This window comes from Marinomonas sp. BSi20584, from assembly GCF_002792415.1.
Classification (GTDB): Bacteria; Pseudomonadota; Gammaproteobacteria; order Pseudomonadales; family Marinomonadaceae; genus Marinomonas; species Marinomonas polaris.
This window is the reverse complement of the sequence record NZ_KZ454872.1, coordinates 19,227-33,908: the sequence shown is the minus strand read 5'-3', so window position 1 is coordinate 33,908 and position 14,682 is coordinate 19,227. Positions and strand designations below refer to the sequence as shown.

The following is a 14,682-nucleotide window of genomic DNA, read 5'->3' as shown; positions in this document are numbered from 1 at the left end:
GATTACCCCTTAGCCACGTTATCTAGATGCTCATTTTCGATCTGAGCGATTTCATCAGGCTGTACATAGTAATCAACATCAGAGGTGTAGGCACGGGCAATAAATGTCACGATAGAGCCTACTAGACCAACGATTGCCAGCCACCAAATATGCCAGATCATTGCAAAACCGAATGCCGTAATAAGTGCACCAATGATGATACCCGCCTTAGTATTCTTAGGCATATGGATAGGCGCATAGCTTTCTTTACGAACGTAAGCCGTACCTTTTTCTTTCATATCCGTGAAAGCATCGATATCAGATACAACTGGTAGCTCTGCAAAGTTGTAGTACTGCGGCGGAGAAGCCGTAGACCACTCAAGCGTATGACCATTCCATGGATCACCAGTAGTGTCCAAGTTTTGTGCACGGTCACGGAAGCTTACGTATAGCTGTAGGAACTGACAGATAATCCCCGCCAAGATAACCAGTGCACCAACAAGAGCGATGTACAACCAGATGTTCCAATCAGGATTATCTGTATGGTTTAGACGGCGAGTCATACCCAAGAAGCCCAATACATAAAGAGGCATGAAGGCTAGGAAGAAACCAACTAACCAACACCAGAAAGCCGCTTTACCAAGCTTAACGTTAAGATGGAAGCCCATCGCTTTAGGGAACCAGAAAGCAAAACCAGCTAGATAACCAAATACCGCACCACCAATGATGGTGTTATGGAAATGGGCAATCAAGAACAAGCTGTTATGCAATACATAGTTAGCACCAGGTACAGCAAGAAGTACACCTGTCATACCACCTACGGTGAAAGTCACCATGAAACCAAGTGTCCAAAGAACCGGAACAGTCACACGAAGGCGACCACGGTACATAGTGAACAACCAGTTAAATAGTTTCACACCAGTCGGTACAGCGATGATCATTGTCATCACACCAAAGAAGGCATTTACGTTCGCACTTGAACCCATGGTAAAGAAATGGTGAAGCCATACGATGAAACCAAGAATGGAAATCGAAGCTGTCGCCCAAACCATAGATTTGTAGCCGAACAAACGCTTACCAGTAAAGGTAGACACAATTTCAGAGAATATACCAAATGCTGGAAGAACAAGGATGTACACCTCAGGGTGACCCCATGCCCAGAACAAGTTGATATACATCATTGAGTTACCGCCGCCATCATTCGTAAAGAAGTGGAAATCTAGGTAACGGTCAAGCGTCAACATTGCCAGTACAGCAGTCAAAATTGGGAAGGATGCAGCGATCAAAATATTGGCCCAAGTACAGGTCCAAGTAAAGATCGGCATATCCATCAATTTCATACCAGGTGTACGCATTTTAAACACAGTCGCCAAGAAGTTAACTGCGGTTAATGTCGTACCAATACCTGATATCTGCAATGCCCAAATATAATAGTCGACCCCTACACCTGGACTGTATTCCAACCCTGATAAAGGTGGATAAGCCACCCAACCAGTTTTAGCAAATTCGCCAAGGCCTAAGGAAATATTCACCAATACCGCACCAGAAACAGCTAGCCAAAAACTTAAGTTGTTTAGGAACGGAAAAGCCACGTCACGAGCACCAATCTGTAGCGGCACAACAATGTTCATCAGACCTATCATAAATGGCATTGCCATAAAGATGATCATAATGACACCGTGAGCCGTAAAAATTTGGTCATAGTGGCTTGGAGGTAAATAGCCAGGGTCACCGCTCGTTGCAAGCGCGAGCTGCAAACGCATCATAATGGCATCCGCGAAACCACGAATAAGCATTACCAATGCTAGAACGATATACATGATACCCAGTTTTTTATGGTCAACAGACGTTAACCAGTCATTCCAGAGTACACCAAGCAATTTGTGCTTAATAAGTAGGAAAGCAAGTACACAACCAGCGATCGCAACGACACACAATGTGCCGATAACAATCGGGTCGTACGGAAGAGCGTCCCACGATAGTTTGCCTAAGAGTGCAGACATTATTTTTCAGCCTCCGTATGCATATCATCCGATGAGTGTTCAGACGACTCATGATTCATTTCCATTTCGCCGTGATTCATCTCGCCATGATTCATTTCACCATGGTTTGAATTGCCTTGGATCATATTCGAATCAAATGTTGTGCCTTTAAGCAGCTCAACTTTGCCGTGGTCTTTCATGAATTTCATAACGTTATCATTAAAGATTCCAGGCTTAATAGAACCGTAATACTGAACAGGCGTTGCTTCATGCACAGGAGCATGCAAATCATATTCAGCAAGCTTGTCGTATGAAGCTTGATCCAATATGCCATTGTTGGTTGATCCAGCAATAGACTCAGCTTTCACACCTGCAACCCAAGCATCAAAATCGGCTTGCGTTTCTGTAGCGATCGCTTTGAACTTCATATTGGTAAAGCCAGGTCCACTGTAGTTCGCAGAATAACCATCAAATGTACCAGGTTCATTCGCGATCAAGTGAAGCTTAGTCACCATGCCTGCCATTGAGTAAATTTGGCTACCCAATTGAGGAATGAAGAATGAGTTCATCGTGCCTTCAGATGAAATTTGGAAAGCAACAGGAACGTTTTCAGGAAATCTCAATTCGTTCACAGATGCGATGCCAAGATCCGGATAAATAAACAACCATTTCCAGTTCATCGAAACGACCTGAACATTGATATGATCTTTATCGGATTTCAAAGGCTTGTAAGGATCCAGTGCGTGAGTTGATTTCCAAGTAATCACGCCAAGAATAATGACGATAATGACTGGGATAGCCCAAACAACTGTTTCTATTTTTGTGGAGTGTGACCATTTTGGCTCGTAAATCTCGTCACGACCTTCACGGTATTTCCAAGCGAAATACAGTGTCATGAAGATGACAGGAATTACAACAACCAGCATCAACAAAGTAGCAACAATAATTAGTTGCTTCTCTTCAATACCAACTTGCCCTTTAGGATCGAGCACACCACCCTGACAACCGGCGAGCAAGCCCACCATTAGCGCCAAAGCGACTTTACTTAGGATACGAGTTAACAAGAGAATCATCCTCTAACCCCGAGGTTCACAAAACTGCCACTTGAACATCAAGCAACAGAACGAAAATCCGGCAAATGCCGGGTATTTCAGTAAAGATCACCGCACTGTAAAAACAGTGTAAAAATCATTACTGCATTAATGACATTAACGCAGTAATGATTCTTTTGGATCACCTAAATCTGAAAAAGGGAGCTCCACAACTCATCATGCATCGCGCCTCAGCACGACTAGCTTGCTCATTAGGAGCAAACACATGAAACAAAGAGAAGGCCAGTTTCTGGCGAGCAGGGTTGATATTGGTCATAACGGACCAATAACTAACCAATAATAGGGTGGTAAAAACGACGCTAAGAAGTAGCCCCGCTTTAATAATAGGGTCGATACTGATAACACTTAGGCTATCAACAGAGGAAAGAGTAGTAATAAGTACAAAAAAACTAACAAACAAGCAAGACACAGCAACAGCAACGCGTAAGGTTTCCGCCAAGACGCTGGATATAGAATGCATGCAATGACGCAAAATGTCTTGAAAATTGTTCAATTTATTCATCCGATTCATAAAAACAAAAGTGAAAATACCGTTTTTACTCGCTTCATACGAATTTACGTGGGCGAAATATAGCAAAATTTAAGCAACCACACAAAGCGTAGTTTAGCCTTTGTTCCTCTTTGCTTCACTGTCTTTTTATAAAAATTCACATTCTAAGTGTAAGGAAATCCCTAATATTTACCCTTCACCCCAAGAGTAACGCCCTTATAAGACGATTTCCTTACAGTATGTAAATCTTACTTTACTCCAGTTTTTTCACAAACCAATGCTTCAATGCGACAATAATATGCACCATTGTTTCTTCACTAGGCCCACTAAAACCTAATAAAAAGCCAAATTGGCTTTTCTCGCCCAGGTTATTTGCATAATGCACGGACAAGGGAGAAAGGCATACTCCATCGCTATCAATAAGCTCTTGAGCAATCTGTTGATCTAGAGCGACATCCACTTCCATCGTAAAAAGGCAATCTGGTTTTAATGCTATCAATACATGCATTCCACCACGAGGCTTTTTCCAGTCAAACCAAGGAGCCAAATGCTGATCTAATAACGCCAATAAAAAGTCTCGCTTGAGCCGATAATGCCGACGCATTCGATTCACATGACGATCAAAATGGCCTTGAAGCATAAAATCTGCCACGGCAGGCTGTATTGGCAAGGATGCAGATGACCCCAACACTCGCTGACTTTTTTGTAATGTCGCAATATGCTTCATCGGCGCGACGATAAAGCCAAGCCGCAAGCCACGAAATAGCACTTTCGAAAAACTCCCTACAAAGAATACTCGGTCTCGGGCTTGGTCATGCACGCTCGCCGTTTGCATAAAAGGCACATTGCTTCGTCCCTGATAAACAAACTCATTGTCGTAATCGTCTTCTACCAGCCACCAGCTTGGTGAATTTTCCTGTAATGCTAGCAACCATTGCTGTCGTCGCGCTGCACTGATGCTAACGCCAAGGGGGTATTGCCGATTCGGCGTTACAATTGCCACATTCGAAGTATGTTCACTGTCTGGAAAACCAGGTCCATCTTCGTCAATAAAAAGAGCGCCAGCCTTTGCATGAGAAGGAATTACCTCGCGTATTGGCGAATAAGTAGGTTCTTCTAACCACCATTTCATTGGCGAATATTCGGAATCACCTATGGAAGTGATTGCATGCTGCAATAAAAGCAGCGAATCCCGACTGCCAGCCGTAACAATAATTTGTTCGGCTGAGCATTCAAGACTACGAACACGATACAAATAGTCGACTATCGCGACTTTTAAATCGGGATAACCCGTTGTATATCCACCTTCCAACACCGTCAAATCTGGATTGAGCCAACTACGTCGCATGCTTGCCGCCCATTCCTTGGTAGGAAAAACGGTCACATCCGCACCGGAATCAAATGCCCACTTTGGAGATGTTTCGCTGCGAGATAGGAGGTCCGAACTGGATTGTTTCGCCGAGCGATGACTCACCATAGGCAAAGCCGCAACAAACACACCGCGCTTTTCTTCGCTGGTTAAAATGCCTTCCGCAATTAACTGATCATAAGCCCTCGACGTGGTACTGCGAGAAACACCCAACGAGCCAGCTAAAAAACGCGAAGAGGGTAGTTTGTCACCAACTGATAGTTCACCCGACACAATGCCTTGCTGGATTTGCTCCATCAATTGTTTGTAATAGGGTTCGCCGTCCTCTAAAGAGAAACGCAAACTGGCAATGGCGTGCTTCATAATCTGGCCTGCTTTTTTATCTTTATTCTGGCTATTTTTAAAAAAGCCAGTTTTCTCTAAAGTTGCGTTATAGCCAATCAGCCATTGATACACAAGGAGAGAATGCATGAGCCAGTCACTAGAAGAAACAACATTAAGCAAAGTAAAAAGAGGGCCGAACCGTGCCTCTTATGACAAAGACCTAGCGTTAGACATTATTGATGCGGCGCTAATGTGCCATGTCGGGCAAACCAAAGATGGCCAAGTCTTCATTACGCCAACCAGTCATTGGCGCGAAGGCGATTATTTCTACTGGCACGCTCACTCCAAAGCTCGTAATGTCAAAGGCCCCATCGACGAACCTGAAAAGGTGTGCATTAATGTCAGTTTATTAGATGGCTTAGTGTTGGCTCGTTCAGCCATGCATCATTCTGTGAATTATCGTTCTGTCACCTTATTTGGTGTGCCAGAACTCATTGAGAATAAAGAAGAAAAGGTACGCCAGTTCAAACTTTTCTTAGACAAAGTCAGCCCTGGGCGCTGGGAAACACTACGCCCAGTAAACGAGCAAGAAATCAAAGCCACTGGCGTCGTGCGGATCAAAATCGACGAAGCCTCAGTCAAAATGCGCGCCGAGCCTCCAGTCGATGATCCAGCCGATAACGACTGGCCTGTTTGGGCTGGCGTCATGCCTTTAGAAAGACATTGGGGAGAAGTGCAAAAAGACCCGATTCAGAGCCAAAACTACCCAGAACCCAAGGCGCCGAACGCAGTGTAATAACGTTGGGACAAGATCAAGTAAATCGGATCTTGTTCCGTAAGAGATAGCCTGCTAGGATCGAAATCATGAACATCTTACTCGCACGATCACATCGATTTATCAGCCTCCGAGTCCCTAAACTGGACGCGGCGGCTTTGTTCTTTCTGAAATAACCTTTCAAAGACAAGCTCTCTCCGAGTCCTGACTCGGAGGAATCCAAACAGATGGCCTGATTTTTATCTTGGATTTATGGAGCTTTATAATGTCTAAACACAATTATCTTACCCACGAACAATTACTCAGCGCGCTTTCTTTGCGTGATTTAACCAACCCAAAGCACGGCATTCATGCCATGCAACAACTCATCACTGAAGCGGAAACAGCGCTTTCTGCCTTATGGTCCTGTTACCTGCAACGTATCAATGCCAATCCTATTGTGCCCGTTTACGAAAACTACGATGCGCTCGGTTATCCTGCCGATGGTGCGTCGCGAGACGTTCGCTACAGCCGCTATGTTTCAGATAGTTTGATGCTTCGCACTCAAACATCCAGCGCAGTACCAACCTGGTTGAGCAGTTGGCAAAGTCTACGACCGAACTCGATAGGAATGATAAGTCACGGTTTGGTTTACCGTCGTGACTGTATTGATCGCTGGCATTGTGCAGAACCTCATCAATTGGACATCTGGATTGTCATGCCCAAAACTCAAGCTGAAGAAGATATAGAGATTTTGAATGAGTCCATTGCGGCACTGATGAAAACCCTATTGCCCAATCATGTGGTACAGCAATCCAAGTCACCGCACCCCTATACAATAAATGGTGTTCAACTTGATGCTATTGAAGGGCAAAATCTGATTGAAGTAGGCGAGTGCGGCAACATAGATCCAGACTTATTAACCAGAAACGGTTGGTCAAGCAATGACTACACCGGTATCGCCATCGGATTAGGCTTAGATAGAGTATTGATGCTACGCAAAGGCATTCCTGATATTCGACTGCTTCGGGACCCAGATCCGCGAATCCAACAGCAAATGCTCGATTTATCACCTTGGCGACCTGTCTCGCGACAACCTAAAGCCGAACGTGATATTTCGATTGTGGTGAACCGAGACACAGATATGGACATTATTGGTGATCAAGTTCGCCTAACTTTAGGAGAACAAGCTCACTGGCTAGAAGAACTTCAACTTTTATCACGAACGGAATACCAACAATTACCAAAATCCGCCGTAGAAAGATTAGGAATGACATCAACGCAGGTTAATTTACTTTTACGAATCAATTTACGGCATCCAACTCGAAGTGTGCCAACAAGCCTTGCCAACGAGTTACGAAACAAGATTTATTTGTCGTTGAATCAAGGACATAACTACTTAGCCAACTAGCCCAACAGACAACAAACTTACAAAACCAAACCACTTTTATGCACTTTTTATGTGCGTGAAAGTGGTTTTTTTCTTGCGGTTTTCCATAAAATCGCTACCCTTGCACACTTTTTTAAGCTTCTGCGCGTTTTTTAGGGTGCCTTTTTTATCCAAAAAAGCATTCCTAACATTCAACCCACGAACAATAAAACGATAATCCTATCGAATAAAGGGAGTGCCCTACATGGCAGCCATCATAGACTTTTTAAATACTATTTTCTGGGGGTATATCCTCATCTATGGACTACTAGCCGTAGGCGTATATTTCACTTTACGTCTAGGTTTTATTCAGGTCCGTCGTTTTCCAGAATTCATCCGAACTGTTCTTAAAGCCCCACAATCGGATCGTGGCGGTATCTCTCCTTTCCAAGCACTATGTACTAGCCTCGCTTCTCGAGTAGGAACAGGCAACATGACAGGTGTTGCTGTCGCATTATATTTAGGTGGCCCAGGGGCTATTTTTTGGATGTGGGTGGTGGCAATTATCGGTATGGCAACCGCCTACGCTGAAAGCACCTTGGCTCAGCTCTACAAAATGCGCGATCAAAATGGACAATTACGTGGCGGCCCAGCGTTTTACATCAGTAAAGGCTTAAAAGCACCTTGGGCTGGTGCGGTATTTTCGCTTGCGCTTATCTTGGCGTTTGGTTTGGTATTCAATGCGGTGCAAGCCAACTCAATTGCTGGTGCAATGGAAGGCGCATTTGGTATCGACACCAGTGTGACTGGCATCGTGATCATGCTGCTAGCAGCAATTGTTATCTTCGGTGGTATCAAGAAAATCGCACGTTTTGCTGAAATCGTTGTGCCATTCATGGCAGTTTTATATCTACTACTAGCCTTGTATGTGATCTTCGCCAATATCTCTGACGTACCAGCGGCATTCGCGTTAATCTTTAAGAGCGCATTTGGTATTGAGCAAGCAGCAGGCGGCGTTTTAGGTGCCATGCTAAACGGTGTCAAACGTGGCTTGTTTTCCAACGAAGCTGGTATGGGTTCTGCGCCAAACATTGCTGCGGTTGCTACGCCAAACCCTCATCACCCAGCATCCCAAGGCATGGTTCAATCATTAGGTGTTTTCATTGATACACTGCTGATTTGTACTGCAACGGCCTTGATGATTCTATTATCTGGTGCATTGGGTAACGGTCAAACAGGCATTGCCTTAACGCAAACGGCGCTAACGACTCACATCGGTAGTGCGGGTCATTACTTTGTTGCTATTGCGATTTTCTTCTTCGCTTTCACCTCCATTATCGGTAACTACAGTTATGCAGAAAATGCGCTAACTTACCTAAAATGGGCCAATAAACCAGGGATTTTCATTCTACGTATCTTAGCGCTTGGCATGATTCCTTGGGGCGCTTATGAAAGTGTGGCGATGGTATTCAATGCGGCTGATGCAGCGATGGGTCTAATGGCAACTATTAACCTGATTGCGATCATGATGTTATCTGGTTTGGTAGTGAAATTAACCAAAGACTATTTCACGCAATTAAAAACCCACACTCCAGTATTCAATTCCGACGACTACCCAGAAGTTCGTGACGATATCGACCTTAGTGTTTGGGACGAAAAACCAAGCAAATAAGTCGTTCTTGCTAGTTTCGTTCTTGCTAATTTAATGTAGGCTTAGCCTGATTTTAAAGATAAAAAACCCGCAGCGAAGCGGGTTTTTTATTTCTGGTTTCATGCTTAATAAAGCCTTATCTCAAACGCTACATTTTCACTGCCAATTTATGCGCTAAAGCATGCAAAAATGGCCCTGCGATAAAAGAAATAATACCCGCAGCAGGCCAAGCCAATACCCAAGCTCCCATCCAGAAAGAGACGAAATTTGGATGTAACCCAATATTCAGATACGTAATCCATGCGGACATAAACAACGACAAGGTAAACGACATTAATACGGCAAAAATAATTCTGTGTTTCATGTTTCTCTCCTAATGAACTTACCGTCTTCTCTATAAATAGAGTGCCCCAGACGAAAAGTAAGTAAACGACTCAAACTCTGAATACATACTAGCAAACAACAATATTTGTAAATATACTGATTTTTTAAAAACAAATTTACGAAAATGAAAAATGCTTGATGATCTAAAGATTTTTATTACTGCTGCCAATAAAAATAGTCTGACTGCCGCCGCTCAACATCTTGATATGACTATCGCTACGGTATCTCGCCGTATCAGTGCCCTTGAGCAAAAACTTGGCTGTGAGTTACTACATCGTTCAACAAAAGGACTAACACTCACACCAGTGGGAGAAAGCTACTATCGCGAATGCGCGGAATTCATCGATGCGTTAGATCAGCGAATTTCCAACCTAGACCAAACCCTAAACAGTCTAAAAGGTGATTTGAAAGTACTTGCTCCGGTAAATTTGGGCAGTGGACCTCTAGACGCATTTTGGCAAGATTTTGTTCAACTGTACCCAGACATCGAACTAAACATAGAACTGAGCAACACACTGCAAGACATCAGAGACACCCGCGCCGACATCGCCTTGCGCTCGGGGAATCAACCCAGCTCATCATTGATTCAAAAGAAACTAGGTCACATTGAGCCTATTCTAGTCGCATCGCCTAACATGGCATTCCCACTGCCTAAAACGATAGAAGACTTACAACATGCGCCGAGCATTGCGTCCAACATGTTTGCCGATTGGTTACTGATTAATAATCAAGAAGATCGGCGCCCGTTAAACAAAGAGCACCGGCATATTAGTAATGACATGACAATCACACTCAACCTAGCGAAAGCGGGCGCTGGAATTGCCTTAATTCCCATGAGCATGGTGCATGGCGCCCTTGAAACTGGCGAGCTTATTCGGGTATTGCCTGAATGGCGCGGTCAAAATAGAGAGATTTTTTTAGTCTGGCCTTATCGACGCAGCTTATCAGCCAGAGCAAAGCTCTTGAAAGAGGAGATGACGAAATTTCTTCACCAACAAACTTGGTTTCATCCAAGCCCTTAGCCTAAAAAGGGAACTTTGATTAAACTAACGTACAATAATTTCACACCATTCAATCTCATTTCTTAACACGAAGGACAACCATGGAAAACTTATTCTGGTGGCAATACGCCTTAATCGGCGCCATTTTTATATGGAGCGGCTTTGTTCGCAGTGGTTTAGGATTTGGCGGCGCAGTACTGGCTTTGCCTTTCCTATTATTGGTAAAAAACGACCCGCTATTATTTTTGCCAATTATTTCCATTCATCTGTTAGTGTTTTCCAGCTGGATTGCATGGCAAGGATCGAGAGCCACCAAACAACAAGCCATACTCGCAGCAGAACGAGGCGAAGCGCCACAAGAAGCACAAGGCAATATCGCTTGGGGTTATTTAAAAAAAGCCCTCGGCATCATGATAGTGCCGAAACTAATCGGCGTATTTGGTTTATTAACCTTACCGGGCAACATAGTCACTGGCGTGATATTTGTCATTGTTGCTGTCTTTGCTGTGTCTTACATCCTGAATAAACCGTTTTATACCAACAACAAATTCCTCGATACCATCTTTCTTATGCTTGGCGGCTACGTAAGTGGCACTTCCTTAATCGGCGCACCGCTTATCGTCTCCGTCTTCGCCACCAAAGTTCCCCGCCATCAACTGCGCGATACCTTGTTCGTGCTCTGGTTTATTCTGGTGATGATCAAAATGGTGTCCTTCCTCATCGCTGGCATCGATTTACAACTCATCCATCAACTTTGGTTACTACCTTGCGCCTTGATTGGTCATGTATTTGGCCAAAAGCTACACAACCGTATTCAAAAAGCAGAAACTCCCGTCTTCTTCCAATTCGTCGGCTGGGCACTGCTCATCGTCTGCGGATTTGGCTTGTACTCGACGTTCATGCTTTAGTCCGCATGACTTGCGCTCGACCTTCGTGCAGCAGTAGTCCGCAGTAACGCTGTTACCAGATCAACTCTCGCTCCGGCGCTAAAGCGCAAACATCCGCGAGATGTTGATCTTGTAACCGCTATATCAGAGTCAATTACCCAAAAACACTTATGTGCAAATATCCGTGAGATATTGATTTGGTGACATTCGCTAAATGAACAATAGTGTCGACATGACGACATGCTCAAGCGGTTCAAGCAGACGTTTTGCGCTGACGATGTCAGTGACGCAAGCAAAACGTCCTCTTGATACGCATGACAGACTAGGCTGACGAGGACTCAGACAATTGATCTACCAGATAGACGATGGATTGATACTCGATGCCGCTGTGTTCCGATAAGCCAATCTCGCAGGTGCGGCTGTTGGAGTAGCCCGCTTCGCAGCCTTCTACGGCTTTGGCTAAGGTTTTGAGAGCGCTGGCGTTGAGTTCGGGGGTCGAGAAGCCTTTGTCACCAGCAAAGCCACAGCAGGTAATGTCTGGCGGAATGACCACTTCATCAGCGAGTTGGTGGGCAAGCTGTACGAAGCTGTCGGCGAGACCCATGCGGGTGGTGCTGCAAGTGACATGCAGCGCGATTTTGCCGAGCTTATCTTTCACCGTTAGATTTGGCATCACATGAGTCGAGACAAAGCCCACTTGCTCATGAAGCTGTAAACAAGGATCAAGGCTTTCCTGCATGCGTAGCAAACAAGGGCTCACATCGCAGACGATTGGGATTCGGCCATTATCGCTGACTTCGAGCAGCAAACTATTAAGATCGTTAGATTTTTGCTTGGCGGCTTCGAACTGACCTTTGGATTGGAACGCCATACCACAGCATTGGCTATCGATATTATCAGGTACAGTTACTTTATAGCCTGCTTTTTTCAATACAGAAAACATCACTGTCATAACAGAGCGTTTATCTTCTGCATTTGGCCCCGCGCCCATGACACGAGTCGCGCAGCTGGGGAAGTAAATCACTTCCTTTTGAACGTCATCACTTTTCATATCATTACCTTGCATAACGGCAATCGACTTCAAAGACGAAGCAGCGCTGGGCATTTGTTTATGCCACTTTGGCATAGCACCTTGGGAAGCTTTGTTCATCACTGAAGTGACGGTTGTCATGCCTGAATCACCAATAATACGACGCGCACCGTTGGCAAGGCTCAGTCCCACTTTCGCCGTTTTGGTAACACCTTCAAAATGATCAGCAATCCAATAACCGACTTTGCTATCTGGATGACGATCGTGGCGAAGTTCGCGGGTTAAATCACCCGTATTGATACCAACCGGACACTGCATCGAGCACAAACCACAACCAGCGCAGGTATCAACGCCTTGATAATCATAGTCTTTTTTCAATTCCGCTAAACGTTTCGGATCTGTACCCATTGCAGTCAGTCGCTGAATCTCACGCCAAATCACTATGCGTTGGCGAGGCGTTAACGTAATAGATTTTGATGGACAAGACGATTCACAGAAACCACATTCAATACAGGTATCAACTTTGTCATTGGCTTTCGGCAAAGGCTTGAGGTTCTGTACATGTAAATTGGCATTGTGCGACAAAATTACATCTGGGTTCAGCAAGCTTTGCGGGTCAAACGCGCGTTTGATTTCCCACATAATGTCGTAGGCTTCTTTGCCCCATTCCAGCTCCACATAAGGCGCCATGTTACGGCCGGTGCCGTGTTCTGCTTTCAACGAGCCTTTGTATTTCACCGCGACTAATTGCGCGACTTCGTCCATCAGTTGCTCGTAGCGTTTCACTTCTTTCGGGTCGTCAAAGCCTTGCGTAAAGACAAAGTGTAAGTTGCCTTCTAAGGCGTGACCAAACAAAATCGCTTCGTAGTAGCCATGTTTTTGAAACACGCTTTGCAGTTCTAAAACACCTTCCGCGAGTTGTTCGACAGGGAAGGCAACGTCTTCGATGATCACCGTGGTGCCAACAGGACGAACTGCGCCAACAGCGGGGAACAAGCCCTTGCGAATTTTCCAATAGGAATCGTAGATGACTTTGTCTTGGGTAAATTCAATTGGGTTCAGTGTTGCTTGGCCGCTTAACGCTTGTTTCACCAAGGCCAAATTGGCTTCTAATTCTTCAGCATTGGCGGCGCGTACATCGACCAATAAACCCGCCGCTTGTGAGCCAAGGGACGACAAAATCTCTGGCATACCCGGTTTGCCTTCCACCGCACGCAAGCCAGCACGATCAATCAATTCCACGGCAGAAACAGGCGAGCTTTTTAGAGAGGTAACCGCTCGGCAGGTGACTTCCATATCATCAAAGAAAATCATCGCCGCGGCTTTAATAGGATGATCAACCACGGTTTCATAGGTAACTTCGCTGATAAAACCCAAAGTTCCTTCAGAGCCGATCATCAAATGCAGCAAGATATCAAACGGATCTTGGTAATCGGTTAGGCTGTTTAAACTGTACCCTGTGGTGTTTTTTAAACGATATTTGTGTCTAATTCTTTCTGCTAATTCGCTATTAGCTTGAACGCTTTTAGACAAACGAACAAGCGTATCAAGCAAGTCTGCATGACGATTACCAAACGCCAATCGGCTGGCTTCATCGGCGGTATCCAATAAAGCACCATCAGCGAAAATTAGACGAGCACTTTGAATCGTATGATAGCTGTTTTGTGCTGTACCGCAGCACATCCCGCTGGCGTTGTTCGCTGCAATACCGCCAATCATACAGGCATTGATGGACGCTGGATCTGGGCCGATTTTGCGCTGAAAGGGCGCTAGCAGCTGATTGGCTCGCGCACCGATAATACCTGGCTGAAGTGAAATATGATGGCCATGTTCGTGAACTCGATGCCCTTTCCAGTTATCGGATAATTGCATCAAGATGGAATCGGTTACTGCCTGCCCTGACAAACTCGTACCCGCTGCGCGAAAAGTCACTGGTAAATTGCGCTTTCTGGCTTCTTTCAGCACTAACTGCACTTCCGCTTCATTATCGACTCGCACGACTAATTGCGGAATCAAGCGGTAAAAACTCGCATCCGTGCCATACGCCAAGGTACGAAGTGGATCACGAATCAATCGCGTCTCATCAATCGCGCCAGTTTTGGCGTCTTTCAAAGCAAAATATAGATCGAGATATTGAGCGGCTTTATCAGCAAGTGAGTCAGTGTTCATAGAAGCTTCCACGGCGGTAGCCTTTTTATTGTTAAAGAGTATAGGTATTGAACATTAATGCTAGACAAATTGGTAAGACCAATTTACCTTTTGAATATAAGGCACAGTAAGAATTCAAAGAAACTTTGTCAACTGATAGTTTAGTCGATATTTCGTGAATTTTAGCGACAATATCAATTGG

The 14,682-nt window shown here is 44.8% G+C and carries 11 protein-coding genes; 5 read left to right on the top strand and 6 right to left on the bottom strand.

The window, feature by feature from the left end; all coding sequences use genetic code 11:
• Nucleotides 1-2: 2 nt before the first annotated feature.
• From cyoB to pdxR, 4 genes are all read right to left on the bottom strand, one after another.
• Nucleotides 3-1,982 (bottom strand): cytochrome o ubiquinol oxidase subunit I, encoded by a 1,980-nt coding sequence (cyoB, locus tag TY87_RS05195; protein WP_024024356.1) that lies wholly within the window; start codon nt 1,980-1,982, stop codon nt 3-5.
• Complete coding sequence (gene cyoA, locus TY87_RS05190; RefSeq protein ID WP_198432044.1) at nt 1,982-3,034, bottom strand: ubiquinol oxidase subunit II; 1,053 nt, start codon at nt 3,032-3,034, stop codon at nt 1,982-1,984. Before cyoA ends, cyoB begins: the two co-directional genes overlap by 1 nt.
• A 160-nt stretch (nt 3,035-3,194) precedes the next feature.
• On the bottom strand, nt 3,195-3,575 hold the full coding sequence (locus TY87_RS05185; RefSeq protein WP_100186255.1) for a hypothetical protein: 381 nt from the start codon (nt 3,573-3,575) through the stop codon (nt 3,195-3,197).
• 241 nt (nt 3,576-3,816) lie between these two features.
• Complete coding sequence (gene pdxR / locus TY87_RS05180) at nt 3,817-5,403, bottom strand: MocR-like pyridoxine biosynthesis transcription factor PdxR (RefSeq protein WP_232617072.1); 1,587 nt, start codon at nt 5,401-5,403, stop codon at nt 3,817-3,819.
• Here pdxR and TY87_RS05175 point away from each other — a divergent pair.
• The 3 genes from TY87_RS05175 to TY87_RS05165 all read left to right on the top strand — a co-directional run bounded on the left by TY87_RS05175 (nt 5,402) and on the right by TY87_RS05165 (nt 9,051).
• Nucleotides 5,402-6,052, top strand: a complete 651-nt coding sequence (locus TY87_RS05175; protein ID WP_100186254.1) for a pyridoxamine 5'-phosphate oxidase family protein — start codon at nt 5,402-5,404, stop codon at nt 6,050-6,052. The two genes, pdxR and TY87_RS05175, sit on opposite strands and share 2 nt — an antisense overlap.
• A gap of 244 nt (nt 6,053-6,296) precedes the next feature.
• Nucleotides 6,297-7,421 (top strand): PheS-related mystery ligase SrmL, encoded by a 1,125-nt coding sequence (gene srmL / locus TY87_RS05170; protein WP_100186253.1) that lies wholly within the window; start codon nt 6,297-6,299, stop codon nt 7,419-7,421.
• Between the two features lie 223 nt (nt 7,422-7,644).
• Nucleotides 7,645-9,051 (top strand): alanine/glycine:cation symporter family protein, encoded by a 1,407-nt coding sequence (locus TY87_RS05165; protein ID WP_072838679.1) that lies wholly within the window; start codon nt 7,645-7,647, stop codon nt 9,049-9,051.
• Nucleotides 9,052-9,178: 127 nt separating this feature from the next.
• Here the strand turns inward: TY87_RS05165 and TY87_RS05160 are convergent, their stop codons facing one another.
• On the bottom strand, nt 9,179-9,394 hold the full coding sequence (locus TY87_RS05160; RefSeq protein ID WP_100186252.1) for a DUF2798 domain-containing protein: 216 nt from the start codon (nt 9,392-9,394) through the stop codon (nt 9,179-9,181).
• A gap of 151 nt (nt 9,395-9,545) precedes the next feature.
• Here TY87_RS05160 and TY87_RS05155 point away from each other — a divergent pair, with 151 nt between their 5' ends.
• Nucleotides 9,546-10,436: a LysR family transcriptional regulator gene (locus TY87_RS05155; protein ID WP_011977917.1), complete on the top strand. Its 891-nt coding sequence runs from the start codon at nt 9,546-9,548 to the stop codon at nt 10,434-10,436.
• 80 nt (nt 10,437-10,516) lie between these two features.
• Complete coding sequence (locus TY87_RS05150; protein ID WP_011977916.1) at nt 10,517-11,323, top strand: sulfite exporter TauE/SafE family protein; 807 nt, start codon at nt 10,517-10,519, stop codon at nt 11,321-11,323.
• Nucleotides 11,324-11,624: 301 nt separating this feature from the next.
• On the opposite strand, the gene TY87_RS05145 is transcribed toward TY87_RS05150, so the two are convergent.
• A complete protein-coding gene (locus tag TY87_RS05145) occupies nt 11,625-14,501 on the bottom strand; it encodes an FAD-binding and (Fe-S)-binding domain-containing protein (RefSeq protein ID WP_100186251.1) in 2,877 nt (958 codons plus the stop codon).
• Between the last annotated feature and the right edge of the window lie 181 nt (nt 14,502-14,682).

Coding starts and splice junctions, on each gene's coding strand:
- pdxR (WP_232617072.1), bottom strand. CDS start 5,403: ATGCATTCTCTCCTTGTGTATCAATGGCTGATTGGCTATAACGCAACT.
- srmL (WP_100186253.1), top strand. CDS start 6,297: ATGTCTAAACACAATTATCTTACCCACGAACAATTACTCAGCGCGCTT.
- TY87_RS05185 (WP_100186255.1), bottom strand. CDS start 3,575: ATGAATAAATTGAACAATTTTCAAGACATTTTGCGTCATTGCATGCAT.
- cyoB (WP_024024356.1), bottom strand. CDS start 1,982: ATGTCTGCACTCTTAGGCAAACTATCGTGGGACGCTCTTCCGTACGAC.
- TY87_RS05145 (WP_100186251.1), bottom strand. CDS start 14,501: ATGAACACTGACTCACTTGCTGATAAAGCCGCTCAATATCTCGATCTA.
- TY87_RS05155 (WP_011977917.1), top strand. CDS start 9,546: ATGCTTGATGATCTAAAGATTTTTATTACTGCTGCCAATAAAAATAGT.
- TY87_RS05175 (WP_100186254.1), top strand. CDS start 5,402: ATGAGCCAGTCACTAGAAGAAACAACATTAAGCAAAGTAAAAAGAGGG.
- TY87_RS05165 (WP_072838679.1), top strand. CDS start 7,645: ATGGCAGCCATCATAGACTTTTTAAATACTATTTTCTGGGGGTATATC.
- cyoA (WP_198432044.1), bottom strand. CDS start 3,034: ATGATTCTCTTGTTAACTCGTATCCTAAGTAAAGTCGCTTTGGCGCTA.
- TY87_RS05160 (WP_100186252.1), bottom strand. CDS start 9,394: ATGAAACACAGAATTATTTTTGCCGTATTAATGTCGTTTACCTTGTCG.
- TY87_RS05150 (WP_011977916.1), top strand. CDS start 10,517: ATGGAAAACTTATTCTGGTGGCAATACGCCTTAATCGGCGCCATTTTT.